We start from the raw sequence: 13190 nt of genomic DNA, 5'->3' as shown, positions 1-13190 counted from the left end.
CCCTGGAAGGGGCACGCCCTCCACGGACTTCCGTGAGCGGACTACGCCAGGTCCGGATAGGCCTCGTCGCAGGGACTGCCGTCACCGTTGCGGTCGAGCCGCTTGGGCGTCCCCTCGAGCGTCCAGTACTCCTCCACCGCGGGATAGTCGACGCCGAACTGCTTGAGCGTGGCGCAGCCGAGACCGGATGGCAGCCTCGAGACGTCGGTCTCCGCCGTGTCCACGCGACTGCCGTAGACCTCGCGGATGGCGTCCTCGGGATATTTCGTCTCGCAGGGGATGCCGTTGACGTCGGCGTCCATCAGAGCCGGTTGGCCGTGCAGGTTCCAGTAGCGGTCGGCAGCTGCGAAGTCGTAGCCGCGCCCCTCGAGGTCGACGCACTTCAGACCAGTCTTGAGCCGGTCCACCGGCGGCAGCCCGGCCGTTGCCGACGGCTCGTCGCCGGCGTCCAGCGAGGCGGCCCCGCCCGCCGGGCTCTCGGCCGCTGTCGCGCCGGACGACGGGCCGGTCATCGCAGCGGGCTGCGGGTCCGCGCCGCCGTCGTCGGTCAACGGCGCGATGGCGAAGCCGGCACCCACGCCGAGCGCCACCACCACCGTCACGCCCGCGGCGACGAGCGGGCCGCGCCGGCGCCGGGGTTGCCCCTCGGGGCTTCCCTGCGGCGTCCCCGGCGCGTACGGCGGTCCGGGGTACGGCGCTGCGGGGTACGACGCTGCGGGGTACGACGCTGCGGGGTACGACGGGACCGGACCCAGGAGCTCGGACGCGAGGGTAGGAGGCTCGTCCGGCGCGACGACCTCGTCCACGAAGAGCGGCCGCGGCGGCGGGAGCGGTGGCGGGGGCGCGGGAGGCGACCCCTCAGTCGGGGGCGCCTCGACCGGAGGCCGGACCGACGTGTCTTCGATCGCCGCGCTGGAGATGGGCGCCCCGCAGTGGGCGCAGAAGTTCACCTTGTCCGGCAGGGGGGCGCCGCAGCTCGGGCACATGTTCATGGTGGGCCTGTCTCCCGGTTTGCGTTCGAGAGCGAGGCTACGCCACGCACGTTCGCCCCTCCCCTGTGAGCCCGCTGTCCCAAAACGGGTGTCGCGGGTCACTCGCGCCCGCTCGACCCCGCTATCGTCACTCCGGTTGGATCGATCGAAAGGCTCATGGATGTCAGGCATGGTCACCGCGGAGGACCTCGTCGTCCGCACCCTCGGCGCGTGTCGCGTCGACTCTCCGTTGGCATCGACGCTGATGTCGCGCGAGACCACCCAGCACTCGGTCGTCGAGGAGGACCGGCTCCTCTTCGACGACACCGTGGCGCTGGCCAGCGGGCGCGGCGTGCCGATCGAGCAGCTGCCCAGCCTCGAGCCTGGCGGACCCCGCAAGAAGATCTACTTCGACCCCGCCAAGACCCGCGTGGGCATCGTGACCTGTGGCGGGCTGTGCCCGGGGATCAACGACGTGATCCGTGGCCTGGTGCTGGGCCTGTCCCGGCACTACGGCGTCACCCGCATCGTCGGGTTCCGCAACGGCTACCGCGGGATGATCCCTTCCTACGGGGACGACGTGGTCGACCTGACCCCTGCGAACGTCCAGCAGATCGACGACGAGGGTGGCACGATCCTGGGTAGCTCCCGCGGAGGCCAGGACCCCGAGGAGATGGTGGACGCCCTCGAGCGGCTCAACATCAACATCCTCTTCGTGATCGGCGGCGACGGCACCATCCGTGGGGCGATGGAGATCGTCCGGGTCGTGACCGAACGCCGTCTCAAGGTCGCCGTGGTCGGCATCCCGAAGACGATCGACAACGACATCCCACACATCGACCAGAGCTTCGGCTTCCAGACGGCGCTGGCCGAGGCCACGAAGTCGATCCAGAACGCCAGTGTCGAGGCTCGCTCGGCTCCGGGTGGCATCGGTCTGGTCAAGCTCATGGGGCGGCACTCCGGCTTCATCGCCTGCTACGCCACGCTGGCCAAGGACGACGCCGACTATGTGCTGATCCCCGAAGTGCCCTTCACCCTGGATGGGCCTGAGGGGTTCCTGACGCATCTGCGCCGCCGGGTCGAGACCCGGGGTCACGCGGTCGTGGTGGTGGCGGAGGGCGCGGGGCAGCAGCACCTCGAGGTCGAGGAGCCCGGCACCGACGCCTCGGGCAACGTCCGGTTCGGCGACATCGGCCGGATGCTGCGCCGCAAGATCGTGGAGGACTTCGACGCCCACGGTCTGGAGCACAACGTGCGCTACTTCGACCCGAGCTACTCGATCCGCAGCGTCCCGGCCAACCCGTTCGACAGCGCCTACTGCCTCCGGCTGGCTCACGCCGGCGTGCACGCAGCGATGGCGGGCCGCACCGAGGTCCTCGTCGGGCGCCGTCGCCGGCGGTTCGTGCACATCCCGATGCCACTCGCGGTCAGCCACCGCAACCACGTCGACCCGGCGGGCGACCTGTGGATGTCGGTGCTGGAGACCACCGGACAGCCGGCCCAATTCAGCTGAGTGCCAGTTCAGCTGAGTGCCCGTTCAGCTGAGGCGGTCGCCAGGGTCGGCCAGCAGACCCGCCGCCACGAGCATTCTCTCGACGCGCTCGCGCTCGAAGTCGCGAAGCGGCCCGTCGCGGCGCGCCGCCAGGTGCTCCTCGAGCCCGAGGGCCCGGCAAGCATCGACCAGCACCTCGTCGTACGCCGCGAGCCAGCCGCGCCTGCGGGCGACGGGCGTGCCCGGCGGCGCGTGCTCGATCGCGGTCCGGATCCGGCGCGCGTCGGCGGCAATCCGCTCGACCGGGAGACCTCGTGGGGACGGGGGCGCCGGCGACAGGAGACCGACCCGCTCGGCCAGCCTTCGGGCACGCCGGCGATAGGTGTCCCAGCTCGGAATCACCCACAGCATCACCAACAGGGCGGCGACCAGACCGGCCTGGAGCAACAGGCCCGCGTGCACCTCTCGATCATCGCCCTGAGGGACGGCGCGAACAAGGTCCCGACACGGACCCGCCCCTTCAGCAGTCCTCGGCGCGACCGCACGCCTCGACCGCGCGAGCCGTGGCAGGTGCCGTCGTGACGGCGGTGATGGCGCGTGCTGCGTCCCCGAGCGCGGCGAGCTGCTCGGGTGTCAGCACGTCGACGACCAGGCGCCTCGCCTCGCGCACGTGTCCTGGCGCGACCTCCTCGAGCTTGGCCTGGCCCGCCGAGGTCAGCCGGGCCTCCGCCCGGCGCCCGGGGCGCTCCACGCAGGTGCGCCGCTCCACCCATCCCGCCCGCTCCAGCCGGGTGATCGCGTGGGAAAGCCGGGACAGCGACCCCTGGGCCGACTCCGCCAGGTCGCTCAGGCCCAGGGTGCGCTCGGGAGCCTCCGAGAGCAGGGCCAGCAGCTGGTACTCGAATGCGTTCACTCCCGCATCGCGCTTGAGCTGCGCGTCCAGCGCGGGCGGCAGCGTGGCCAGCAGATCGACGAGAGCGAGCCACTCGCGCATCTGCTCCGCAGAGAGCCAGCGCACGTCCGACGTGCTGTCGGGGCGGGGGCTCAGGTCGGTCACGGACACCAGCCTACCCGATGACTTGAACATTCAAGTTGAACGCCGTACCGTCGACTTGAACATTCAACTCGAACCCCGCCTCACTCCAGGAGATCCCTTGTCCATCCTCCGCGTCGACGCCAGCATCCAGGGTGACCGCTCCGCCAGCAGCGCACTCGCCGACCTCGTCCTCGACCAGGTCACCGCCACCCGCCCCGACGTCCCCGTCGTGCGGCGCCACCTCGGACAGGACCCGCTCCCCGCGGAGGCCTGGGCCGCCGCGATCGGCGGCAGCTTCACCCCCGAGGACGACCGCACCGAGACACAGCGCGATGCGCTCGCACTCGCCGCGGAGGTCGCCACCGAGCTCCAGCAGGCCACGAGCGCCGTCCTGGCGATGCCGCTCTACAACTTCGGGGTCTCCCAGCACGCCAAGACATGGATCGACCTCGCCCTCGCCGGCGCTCCGCAGGGCACCCGGCTGCTCGAGGGCACGCCGACCGTGCTCGTCGTCACCCGGGGTGGCGCCTACGGACCGGGCACCCCTCGCGCCGGCTGGGACCACAACACCCACTACCTGCGCCAGATCCTTGTCGACATCTGGGGCGCCGACCTGACGGTGGTGGAGCGCGAGTTCACCCTCGTGGGCGTGAACCCCGCCCTCGACGAGTTCACAGACCTGGCCGCGACCCTGCACGAGCAGGCCGTCCAAGCGGCAGCCGAGGCCGGCACGGCCCTCGCCGCCCAGCACGCCGCCTGACGACACCGGCACCGCACATGGCTCAGCAGCCAGCAGTCCGACCCACCAACGGGCCGCCCATCAGGCCGATCATCAGTGTGGGCGTCCAGCTCGACGTGCGCGACCCGGCCACGGCGGCGGCGATCGCCGTCCGCGCCGAGGAGCTGGGCTACGACCTGGTCGTCGTACCTGACCGGCCGGACACCTCCGAGGGCGCCGCACCGGATGCCTGGACGCTGCTGAGCTGGATCGCCGCTCGCACCGAGCGGGTCGGGCTGGTGGCCTCGCAGCTCGACCCGCTCCGTCCTCCGGCGGTGCTGGCCCGGGCGGCGAACGGGCTCGACCTGCTGAGCGGCGGTCGCGTCACCCTGGCGCTGGCGGCCGGTACGACGGGCGCGGCGCCGGCGCTGGTCGACGCCCTGGCCGTGCTGCGCGCCATGGGAGACACCTCGGCACCGGTCCGCCACGACGGCCAGCGTCACCGCGTCTCCGGAGCCGAGCCGGGTCCCGCGCCGGCCCACGACATCGCGCTGTGGGTGAGCGGCGACGACTCCGTGGCCCTCGAGATCGCCGGCCGATCGGCAGATGGCTGGGTGGGCCGACTTGAGGCACGCAGCCTGGACGCCGGCGGTGACGATCACCTGGTCGCGCGACTGCGCATGCTCGACGAGAGCGCGACCCAGGCAGGTCGCGACCCACGTGAGGTCCAGCGCATCGTCACGCTGCCGGGCACCCTCGCGGACGCGCCCGGACTGATCCCCTGGATCCGCCACGGGGTGACCTCGTTCGTGCTCCGCATCGATGACGCCTCACCGGCCGACCTCCTGGAGCGGTTCGCCCGGGACGTGGCACCGCAGCTGCGCGAAGCCGGCGCCCAGGCCCTTGCCGACGGCTCCCTCTCCCCTCTCCCCCGGCGCCGCGCGGACGTCCGGGCCCGGCGTCGTCCCGGGATCGACTACGACGCGGTCCCGGAGAGGCTGGCCGACACGGCCGTGGAGCCGGGCGACCCCGGCTACGGCGCCGCGCGCTCGACGTACATGCGGGGTGGCAGTCCCGGCCTCCTGCTGCGCCCCCGCACGCCCGACGAGGTCGCGGAGGCGGTGGCGTTCGCCCACCGGCACCGGCACGTCCCGCTCGGGGTGCGCAGCGGTGGTCACGGCATCAGCGGCCGCTCCACCAACGACGGTGGACTCGTCATCGACGTCGGCGCCCTCAACACCGTCGAGGTGCTCGACGAGGTCAGCCGACTGGTCCGCATCGGACCTGGGGCGCGGTGGAAGGACGTGGCCGCCGCGCTGGCACCACGGGGCTGGGCGCTGAGCTCGGGCGACTACGGCGGGGTCGGGGTCGGCGGCCTGGCCACCGCCGGCGGCATCGGGTTCCTCGGCCGCTTGCACGGCCTCACCATCGACCACCTGCGCGCGGTCGAGCTGGTGCTCGCGGACGGCTCGCAGGTGCGCGCCACCGAGGAGGAGCACCCGGAGCTGTTCTGGGCCGTGCGCGGCGCCGGGGCCAACTTCGGCATCGCCACCGCCTTCGAGTTCGAGGTCGACGAGGTTGGCGACGTGGGCTGGGCCCAGCTCGCCTTCCAGGTCACGGACCCGGCCAGGTTCCTCGTCGACTTCGGCCGCACGGTGGCCGCCGCACCCCGGGAGACCACCCCGTTCCTGATCATGGGAGGCAGCGGTGTCGCCCAGGTGATGGCGATGGTCGCCTCCGACGACCCGGACGTCGTGGTGGCGCAGCTGCAGCCGTTCGCCCAGATCGCGCCGCTGGTCCAGCAGCAGGTGGTGATGGCGCCCTACGCCGCGGTGATGAACATGTTCCCCGACGCCCCGCACCAGGGGCGCGGCGAGCCGATCTCCCGCTCCGGTCTCGTGACCACGTTGACCCCCGACGTCGCCGCCGCGAGCGCCCATCTGATGAGCAGCGGGGCGGTCCACTGGTTCCAGATCCGCAGCATGGGCGGCGCCATCGGCGACGTCGCCCCGGAGGCCATGGCGTTCGCCCACCGCGACGCCGGCTTCTCGATCACCGCCATGGGTGCCAACGCCCAACGCGTCGACCGGTCGTGGGCACAGCTCCGCCCCCACCTCAGCGGCAGCTATCTGAGCTTCGAGACCGACACGAGCCCCGATCGGCTCCTCGAGGCGTTCCCTCCGCCCACGCTGGCTCGGCTGCGCGCCCTCAAGGGCGAGCTGGACCCGACGAACCTGTTCCGCGACAACTTCAACCTCGTCGCCGCCACGCACGCCGGGAGCCCCGCATGAGCGACTACGGACACGATCTCCTGTTCGGCACCTTCGTCACCCCGACCAACCGGCCCGTCCACCAGGCGGTGGAGCAGGCCGTCGTGGCCGACCGCGCGGGTCTGGACCTGGTCACCTTCCAGGACCATCCCTACATCGCTAAGTTCCACGACACCTGGACGCTGATCGCCTACGCGGCCGCTCGCACCGAGCGGATCCATCTGACCACCAACGTCACCAACCTGCCGCTGCGACCGCCCGCCATGCTGGCCCGCAGCGTCGCCACCGCGGACGCCCTGTCCGGTGGCCGCATCGAGCTGGGCCTCGGCGCCGGCGCGTTCTGGGACGGCATCGAGGCGATGGGCGGGCGCCGGCTGACCCCGGGCGAGTCCATCACCGCCCTCGAGGAGGCGGTCACGACCATCCGCGGCACCTGGGAGAAGGACGCGCCCACGGCCGCCCGCCGCCCGGGCATCTGGATCGGCGCCTACAAGCCCCGCATCCTGCGCACCACCGGGCGCATCGCCGACGGCTGGCTGCCCTCGCTGCAGTACCTGCCCGGCGGCGTCGACGACCTCACCGAGCTCAACGAGCACGTCGACGAGGGGGTCCGGGCCGCGGGCCGCGCCCCCCGCGACGTGCGCCGCTTCCTCAACATCGCCGGCCGCTTCGACACCACGAGCCGAGGCTTCCTCCAGGGCCCGCCCGACCAGTGGGTCGAGGAGCTCGCCGACACCGCCCTGACCTACGGCACGAGCGGCTTCATCCTGGCCTCCGACGACACCGCGACCACCGAGCTGTTCGCCGCCGAGGTGGCTCCCGCCGTACGACGCGAGGTCGAGCAGGCGCGCGCCTGACCCCCGGCGCGGCTCAGGTAGCGATGTCCGGGTAGGGCAGCTCGAAGTGCGCGAGCTTGGCCGCGTAGTCCAGCTGCATCCCCAGCGGCTCCTCGAAGTCGCGCTCGAACATCGCGATCCAGAGCGTCAGCGTGAGGAACGGGTGCGCCCCGATCTCGAAGAGCGTCACGTGGTCGTGGCGGGACAGGGCGTCGCGCTCCTGGTCGGTGAAGGAGAGCCAGGTGCTCCTCTCCGCCTCGATGCAGTTGAGGATCCGGTTGGCCTCCTCCGCCTCCCACCAGGCCACGGTGCCGGCCGGGTCCTCGCGGTAGCGCTCGGTCAGAGCCCGATCCCGGTCGATGGTGAACAGGAACTTGTTGACGAGGTACTTGCTCACGCGTCCACTCCGTTCGGGTACCAGGTGAAGTAGGCCTCCATCGTGTGGAAGAGGTCGAGGTTGTCCGCATAGTCGGCGCGCTGGTAGCCGGCGATGCCCATCATCAGCATGAAGTCCATGAACCCGTGCGTGGCGTTCCCCGGCGCGTGCAGGCTGTCGAGCGTCACGTTGGCCAGGGCCCCGTCGATGTCGCCGTTCGCGATCCACTCGACAGCCTTGGCGTCGAACTCCGGGTCGGGTCCGTGCGGTCCGAACTGGCGCGGCCCGCCGAGCTCGAGCGACAGGTGCCCGGTGCCGATGACGGCCACGCGCAGGTGGCTGGGCCAGGCGTCGATCAGCTCCCGGATCGTCTGGCCGAACTTCACGAACCGCTCGGGACGCGGCAGCGGCGGCGCGAAGATGTTGGTGTAGATCGGCACGATCGGCAGGTCGTTCTGGGGCCGCACCGTGAAGATCGGACACGTGATCGAGTGGTCCACGCGGAGCTCGTTGGAGAACGCCAGGTCGAAGCCCTTGTCGATCCCCTCGCGCAGCATGTAGGCCGACAGCTCCTCGTGGCCCTTGAAGAGGAGCTTGGGCATCCCGAACTCGCGGAGCTCGTTCTCCCAGTTGCCGTCGTAGAACGGCGCCTTGCCGACCAGGAACTGCGGCATGTTGTCCAGCCACAGCTGGTGGAAGTGGTCCGAGCCCACCATCACCAGGACGTCGGGGCGCATCCGCGTCAGCGTCTCGCGGTAGGACGCGACCTTGCTGATCCACTCCGCCGCGAACGGCGGAGCGTCCTGCGGCGCCAGCTGGCTGGTGCGGTAGTAGAACGGGTGGTGGGTGGTGGCCAGGATCGCGACCAGCTTCGCCATCGTCAGTGGTCCTTCTCGTGGGGAGGCTGCGTACAGCCGTCCGGTGTGCGGTTGATGGGCGTGGCCGCCTGTCGGTTGAGCGTCCGCTGTGCGAGCATGGCCGCATGGCAGGACGAGGACAGGGCGCCGACTTCGTCGAGGCGCTGGCGCGCGGACTGGACATTCTCACGTGCTTCGACGCCACCCGGCGCGAGCTGACGCTGAGCGAGGTCGCGGGCGCGACCGGCCTCGCCCGACCCACCGCGCGACGCCTGCTGCTCACGCTCGAGGAGCTCGGCTACGTCCGCTCCAGGAGCGGCAGCTATGCCCTCACGCCGCAGGTGCTGCGGCTGGGCGCGGCCTACGCGAGCTCGCTCGGGCTCTGGGAGATGGCCCGGCCGCACCTGGAGGCCCTGGTGGGCCGCACCGGCGAGTCGTCCTCGATGTCGCAGCTGGACGGCTCCGACATCGTGTACGTCGCGCGCGCCGCCGTGCCGAAGATCATCGCGCTGCGCGTCGACGTCGGGACCCTCTTCCCAGCCGTGCTGACGTCCCAGGGCAAGGTGCTGCTGGCCTCGCTGACCACGGACGAGCGCGAGCGGGTGCTCGCACTGCCCACCCGCTCGGGACTTCCCCAGCCGGAGATCGACCGAGCCGGGCTCGAGGCGGAGCTGCGCGACGTGCGCGCGCGGGGCTGGGCGCTGGCCGACGAGCAGCTGGCGCGCGGCGTCCGCTCGATCGCCGTACCCGTGCGCGACGGCGAGGGGCAGGTGCGCGCCGCGATGAACGTCACCGTGCACGCGGCCGAGACCAGCGTCGAGACGCTGACCGGCACCTATCTCCCACTGCTCACCCAGGCGGCGAGCGACATCTCCGCCGACTGGGCCCTGTGGCTGTCGCGACCGATGAGCGAAGGAGAGCCGGCGCACCGCGACCGGCCCTGACGCCTGAGGGCGGCCCGACATCAGCGGCGGTGGGTCGAGGAGTCGGCGTAGTCGGTGTAGGTGTAGGGGTTGTCGAGCACCTTCGACTCCGGGATGTCCGGGCTCATGCCCGCGCGCCACTCGTCGTCCCCGAGCGTGCTGCGCAGGTGCTCGATCGTCTCCTCGACCACCGCCCGGGCCTTGACCAGGTCCGCGTCGACCAGGCGGTTCTCGTGCTTCACCACGCGGCCGTTGACGAGGACGGTGTGCACGTCGCCGCGCTGGGCCTGGAACACCACGTGGCCGTAGGGGTTGAGCACCGGGAACATCACCGGCGACGCGTCGTTCTTGATCAGCACCACGTCGGCCTTCTTGCCCACCTCCAGGCTGCCGACGACGCTGTCCAGCCCGAGGGCCCGGGCGCCTCCGCGGGTCGCCCACGACACGACCTCGCTGGCGCGCAGCCCGATGTGGGTGACGGTGTCGTTGTTGGCGTGCGCCTCGTGGTGCTCGCGGGTGCGGTCGGCTGACAGGGTCGAGCGCATCGCGGAGAAGGCGTCGCCGCTCCACCACACGCTGGTGTCCACCGACAGGGAGATGGGGACGCCGTACTTGCGCAGGGCCCAGCTGGACGGGTAGCCCTGACCGCAGCTCGCCTCGCTCTCCGCCGACACCGAGGCGTGCCCTCCGGTGGCCGCGATGCGCAGGTAGGAGTCCTCGCTCAGGGTGGCGGCATGGACGTAGACGGTCTCGGGCGTCATGAAGCCGTGCTCGTGCATCAGCCGGACGCCGTCGTCGTTGGTCGCTCCCCAGACACCGGCGTGGGTGGTGACCGGTGCCCCGAGCTCGCGGGCCACCTCGAAGGCGGCCTTCTCCGGGAACTCCGGGTCGCCCGTGACGTCGAAGGCCATCTGGAATCCCAGCATGTCCGTGCGCTTCATCCGACGCTCGACGAACGAGCGGAAGTCCGGCGACGTCGCCCACTCCCACGGTCCGGCCTGGATGTTGCCGTAGGCGAACACGAACCGCCCGGGCACCTCCTCCAGCGCATCGACGGCTGCCTCGGCGTGCTCCACGGTCTGGAGGTTGTGCGACCAGTCGACGCTGGTGGTCACCCCGGCCTCGAGCGCCTCGAGGCCGCTCAGCAGGTTGCCGGCGTAGATGTCCTGGGGGCGGAAGTGCTTGCCGTGCTCCAGGTAGTTCCAGACGAAGTACTGCGTGAGGGTCCAGTCGGCGCCGTAGCCGCGCAGAGCCGTCTGCCACATGTGACGATGGGTGTCGACCATGCCCGGCATCACGATGCCGCCGGTGGCGTCGATCTCGGCAGTGCCCTCCGGCACCTCCAGCTGCGGCCCGACGGCCTCGATGCGCTCCCCCACCACCAGCACGTCGCAGCTCTCCAGCACGGAGTGCCGATCGTCCATCGGCAGGACGGTGCCGCCACGGAAGACGACCGCGGGGGCCTCGGTGACGGCGCGGGTCTCGGCGCTGTGGGTCATGTCGGACACCTCCGTGATCGTGAAACGGACACTCGTCCGCAATCGCAAGATTGGTGTAACCCGGATCACCTGTCAAGCCCCACGCGAGCAGATTTGACCCACCTCGCCCGGGGTCCACCAGCACTCCCGAGTGATCTCTCGCCCCGCCTCTTGACATCTCCACCAGTCGCCGGAGACAGTTCACGGACAGTTGTCCGTCCCCTTCAGAGGTGGCTCATGAACGCACCACAGCCCGGCCCGCTCGACGGCGTCCTCGTCGCCGACTTCTCCCGTGTGCTGGCGGGTCCCTACGCGACGATGCTGCTGGCGGACCTCGGGGCGGAGGTCATCAAGGTCGAGAGCCCCGCGGGTGACGACACCCGCCACTGGGTCCCTCCGCGACGTGGCGACGACGGCACCTACTACCTGGCGATCAACCGCAACAAGCGCTCGATCGCGCTCGACCTCAAGGACGACGACGACCTCGCGGTGGCCCACGCCCTCTCCGAGCGTGCCGACGTCTTCATCCACAACTTCAAGCCGGGCGGCCTCGACCGCTTCGCGCTGGGCTACGACGACGTGGCGGCGCGCAACCCGGCGGCCGTCTACTGCTCGATCAGCGGCTTCGGGTCTGCGGAGGGTGCCTCGCTGCCCGGCTACGACCTGCTGGTGCAGGGAATGTCGGGTCTGATGAGCCTGACCGGCAGCCCGGACGGGCCGGCGTACCGCGCCGGGATCTCGGTCTTCGACGTGATGACCGGCCTCAACTCCGTCATCGGCATCCTGGCCGCCCTGCGTCACCGCGACGCGACGGGCGAGGGCCAGCACGTCGAGACGAACCTGCTCTCCACCGCCCTGTCCTCGCTGGTCAACCAGACCTCCGCCTATGTGGCCGGCGGCGTGGTGCCGCACCGGATGGGCAACGCGCACCTGAGCCTGTTCCCCTATGAGCCCCTCGCCACCGGGGACGGCGACCTGATCGTGGTGGCCGGCAACGACGGGCAGTTCCGTCGTCTCGTGGCTGCTCTCGAGGTGCCTGAGCTGGCCGACGACGCGCGCTTCTCCAGCGTGGGACTGCGCAACGACAACCGCGAGGAGCTGCGCCCGCTGCTCCTGGAGGCGCTCTCGACCCGGTCGGCCCAGGAGTGGTTCGACGTGCTGACCGGGGCCGGCGTGCCCTGCGGCCCCATCAACGACGTCCAGGGCGGCGTCGAGCTCGGCGAGCGGCTCGGCCTGGAGCCGGTCGTGATGGCCGGTGATGTTCCCACGGTCCGCAACCCGATCCGGATGAGCGCGACCCCTGCCCGCTACGACCTGGCCCCGCCCGGCCTGGACGCCCACGGCGACGAGATCCGCGCCTGGCTGGGCGTCGCCTCCCCCGACGACGCGAAGAGGAACGATGTCTGACCTGCCCCAGTCCGCCACCCCCCAGTCCGCAACCCCCCAGTTCCCCACGTCCCTGGGGACCTCCGATCTGGCCACCATGTCGCTGATGGGCCGTGACGTCACCGCGGAGCTGATGGGCAACGTCTCCTTCGGCGAGCTGGCCTTCTGGCTGATCACGCTCGAGCGGCCGACGCCGCAGCAGACCCGCGTCTTCGAGGCGGTGCTGCTGGGACTGGCGGACCACGGGTTCACCCCCACGGCGATCGCGAGCCGGCTCACCTTCCTCAGCGCTCCCGACTCGATCCAGGGCGCGCTGGCCGCCGGCCTGCTCGGCGGCGGCTCGCGCTTCCTCGGGGTCACGGAGGACACCGGCCGCTTCCTCGCGGACGTCCTCGCCGGAGCCGACGCGCTTCCTCGCGACGATGCAGGCTGGGACGAGCTGGCGCTGGCCGCGGTGCGAGCCCAGCGTGAGGCCGGCCGGTTCGTGCCGGGGCTCGGACACCCCGTCCACAAGCAGGGCGACCCGCGGACCCCCAGGCTCGTGCAGATCGCCCGCGAGGAGGGTCTCTACGGCGCGCACCTCTCCCTCTTCGAGGCGGTCGGTCGCACCCACGAGCAGGTCCTCGGCAAGCGCCTGCCCCTCAACGGAGCCGGCGTGAGCGGTGCCGCCCTGGCGGACATCGGGATCCCCCTGGAGCTGCTGCGCGGCACGGTGCTGCTCGCTCGCTGCGCGGGGCTGCTGGGCCACATCGCGGAGGAGATCCGCAGCCCCGGCGTCGCCAACGACATCTATCGCATGGTCGACCGCAACGCGGTCTACCGCGCCCCCGGCGCCGAGGGCTGAGCC

At 71.5% G+C, this 13190-nt stretch carries 13 protein-coding genes and 1 pseudogene; 7 read left to right on the top strand and 7 right to left on the bottom strand.

Features of this window, described 5'->3' with window-relative positions; translation table 11 throughout:
- Positions 1 to 41 precede the first annotated feature (41 nt).
- Together ACYU7L_RS13200 and ACYU7L_RS13195 are read right to left on the bottom strand one after the other, a co-directional pair.
- Positions 42 to 806 (bottom strand): hypothetical protein, encoded by a 765-nt coding sequence (locus ACYU7L_RS13200; protein WP_460797424.1) that lies wholly within the window; start codon positions 804 to 806, stop codon positions 42 to 44.
- A gap of 117 nt (positions 807 to 923) precedes the next feature.
- Positions 924 to 986: pseudogene (locus ACYU7L_RS13195) on the bottom strand (zinc-ribbon domain-containing protein); the annotation flags it as partial.
- Between the two features lie 166 nt (positions 987 to 1152).
- On the opposite strand from ACYU7L_RS13195, the gene ACYU7L_RS13190 reads away from it, so the two are divergent.
- Positions 1153 to 2484, top strand: a complete 1332-nt coding sequence (locus ACYU7L_RS13190) for an ATP-dependent 6-phosphofructokinase (RefSeq protein WP_460797328.1) — start codon at positions 1153 to 1155, stop codon at positions 2482 to 2484.
- A gap of 24 nt (positions 2485 to 2508) precedes the next feature.
- On the opposite strand, the gene ACYU7L_RS13185 is transcribed toward ACYU7L_RS13190, so the two are convergent.
- Together ACYU7L_RS13185 and ACYU7L_RS13180 are read right to left on the bottom strand one after the other, a co-directional pair.
- Entirely contained in the window at positions 2509 to 2925 is a 417-nt protein-coding gene (locus ACYU7L_RS13185; protein WP_460797326.1) for a hypothetical protein, read from the bottom strand.
- Between the two features lie 58 nt (positions 2926 to 2983).
- The gene (locus tag ACYU7L_RS13180; protein WP_460797324.1) at positions 2984 to 3520 is read right to left on the bottom strand and encodes a MarR family winged helix-turn-helix transcriptional regulator; all 537 of its coding nucleotides are present in this window, start codon (positions 3518 to 3520) and stop codon (positions 2984 to 2986) included.
- A gap of 97 nt (positions 3521 to 3617) precedes the next feature.
- Here ACYU7L_RS13180 and ACYU7L_RS13175 point away from each other — a divergent pair, with 97 nt between their 5' ends.
- The 3 genes from ACYU7L_RS13175 to ACYU7L_RS13165 all read left to right on the top strand — a co-directional run bounded on the left by ACYU7L_RS13175 (position 3618) and on the right by ACYU7L_RS13165 (position 7344).
- Complete coding sequence (locus tag ACYU7L_RS13175; protein WP_460797322.1) at positions 3618 to 4259, top strand: FMN-dependent NADH-azoreductase; 642 nt, start codon at positions 3618 to 3620, stop codon at positions 4257 to 4259.
- Positions 4260 to 4336: 77 nt separating this feature from the next.
- Positions 4337 to 6508 (top strand): LLM class flavin-dependent oxidoreductase, encoded by a 2172-nt coding sequence (locus ACYU7L_RS13170; RefSeq protein WP_460797320.1) that lies wholly within the window; start codon positions 4337 to 4339, stop codon positions 6506 to 6508.
- Positions 6505 to 7344: an LLM class flavin-dependent oxidoreductase gene (locus ACYU7L_RS13165; protein ID WP_460797318.1), complete on the top strand. Its 840-nt coding sequence runs from the start codon at positions 6505 to 6507 to the stop codon at positions 7342 to 7344. Before ACYU7L_RS13170 ends, ACYU7L_RS13165 begins: the two co-directional genes overlap by 4 nt.
- 13 nt (positions 7345 to 7357) lie before the next feature.
- On the opposite strand, the gene ACYU7L_RS13160 is transcribed toward ACYU7L_RS13165, so the two are convergent.
- Together ACYU7L_RS13160 and ACYU7L_RS13155 are read right to left on the bottom strand one after the other, a co-directional pair.
- On the bottom strand, positions 7358 to 7720 hold the full coding sequence (locus tag ACYU7L_RS13160; protein ID WP_460797316.1) for a hypothetical protein: 363 nt from the start codon (positions 7718 to 7720) through the stop codon (positions 7358 to 7360).
- Positions 7717 to 8577 carry a DODA-type extradiol aromatic ring-opening family dioxygenase gene (locus ACYU7L_RS13155; RefSeq protein WP_460797314.1) on the bottom strand — a complete coding sequence of 287 codons (861 nt, stop codon included), beginning with the start codon at positions 8575 to 8577 and terminating at the stop codon, positions 7717 to 7719. The genes ACYU7L_RS13160 and ACYU7L_RS13155 overlap by 4 nt, the downstream gene beginning before the upstream one ends.
- Positions 8578 to 8681: 104 nt before the next feature.
- Here ACYU7L_RS13155 and ACYU7L_RS13150 point away from each other — a divergent pair, with 104 nt between their 5' ends.
- On the top strand, positions 8682 to 9500 hold the full coding sequence (locus ACYU7L_RS13150; RefSeq protein ID WP_460797312.1) for an IclR family transcriptional regulator domain-containing protein: 819 nt from the start codon (positions 8682 to 8684) through the stop codon (positions 9498 to 9500).
- 20 nt (positions 9501 to 9520) lie between these two features.
- Here the strand turns inward: ACYU7L_RS13150 and ACYU7L_RS13145 are convergent, their stop codons facing one another.
- Positions 9521 to 10978 (bottom strand): amidohydrolase family protein, encoded by a 1458-nt coding sequence (locus ACYU7L_RS13145; protein ID WP_460797309.1) that lies wholly within the window; start codon positions 10976 to 10978, stop codon positions 9521 to 9523.
- 216 nt (positions 10979 to 11194) lie between these two features.
- On the opposite strand from ACYU7L_RS13145, the gene ACYU7L_RS13140 reads away from it, so the two are divergent.
- The gene (locus ACYU7L_RS13140; RefSeq protein ID WP_460797307.1) at positions 11195 to 12364 is read left to right on the top strand and encodes a CaiB/BaiF CoA transferase family protein; all 1170 of its coding nucleotides are present in this window, start codon (positions 11195 to 11197) and stop codon (positions 12362 to 12364) included.
- Positions 12357 to 13187, top strand: a complete 831-nt coding sequence (locus ACYU7L_RS13135; RefSeq protein ID WP_460797305.1) for a citryl-CoA lyase — start codon at positions 12357 to 12359, stop codon at positions 13185 to 13187. The genes ACYU7L_RS13140 and ACYU7L_RS13135 overlap by 8 nt, the downstream gene beginning before the upstream one ends.
- Positions 13188 to 13190: the final 3 nt, after the last annotated feature.

It is taken from the genome of Nocardioides pacificus (assembly GCF_054775955.1).
The sequence above is the reverse complement of the archived record's forward strand: the minus strand, read 5'-3'. Positions and strand labels throughout refer to the sequence as shown.

Coding starts and splice junctions, on each gene's coding strand:
- ACYU7L_RS13190 (WP_460797328.1), top strand. CDS start 1,153: ATGTCAGGCATGGTCACCGCGGAGGACCTCGTCGTCCGCACCCTCGGC.
- ACYU7L_RS13165 (WP_460797318.1), top strand. CDS start 6,505: ATGAGCGACTACGGACACGATCTCCTGTTCGGCACCTTCGTCACCCCG.
- ACYU7L_RS13155 (WP_460797314.1), bottom strand. CDS start 8,577: ATGGCGAAGCTGGTCGCGATCCTGGCCACCACCCACCACCCGTTCTAC.
- ACYU7L_RS13150 (WP_460797312.1), top strand. CDS start 8,682: ATGGCAGGACGAGGACAGGGCGCCGACTTCGTCGAGGCGCTGGCGCGC.
- ACYU7L_RS13145 (WP_460797309.1), bottom strand. CDS start 10,978: ATGACCCACAGCGCCGAGACCCGCGCCGTCACCGAGGCCCCCGCGGTC.
- ACYU7L_RS13140 (WP_460797307.1), top strand. CDS start 11,195: ATGAACGCACCACAGCCCGGCCCGCTCGACGGCGTCCTCGTCGCCGAC.
- ACYU7L_RS13135 (WP_460797305.1), top strand. CDS start 12,357: ATGTCTGACCTGCCCCAGTCCGCCACCCCCCAGTCCGCAACCCCCCAG.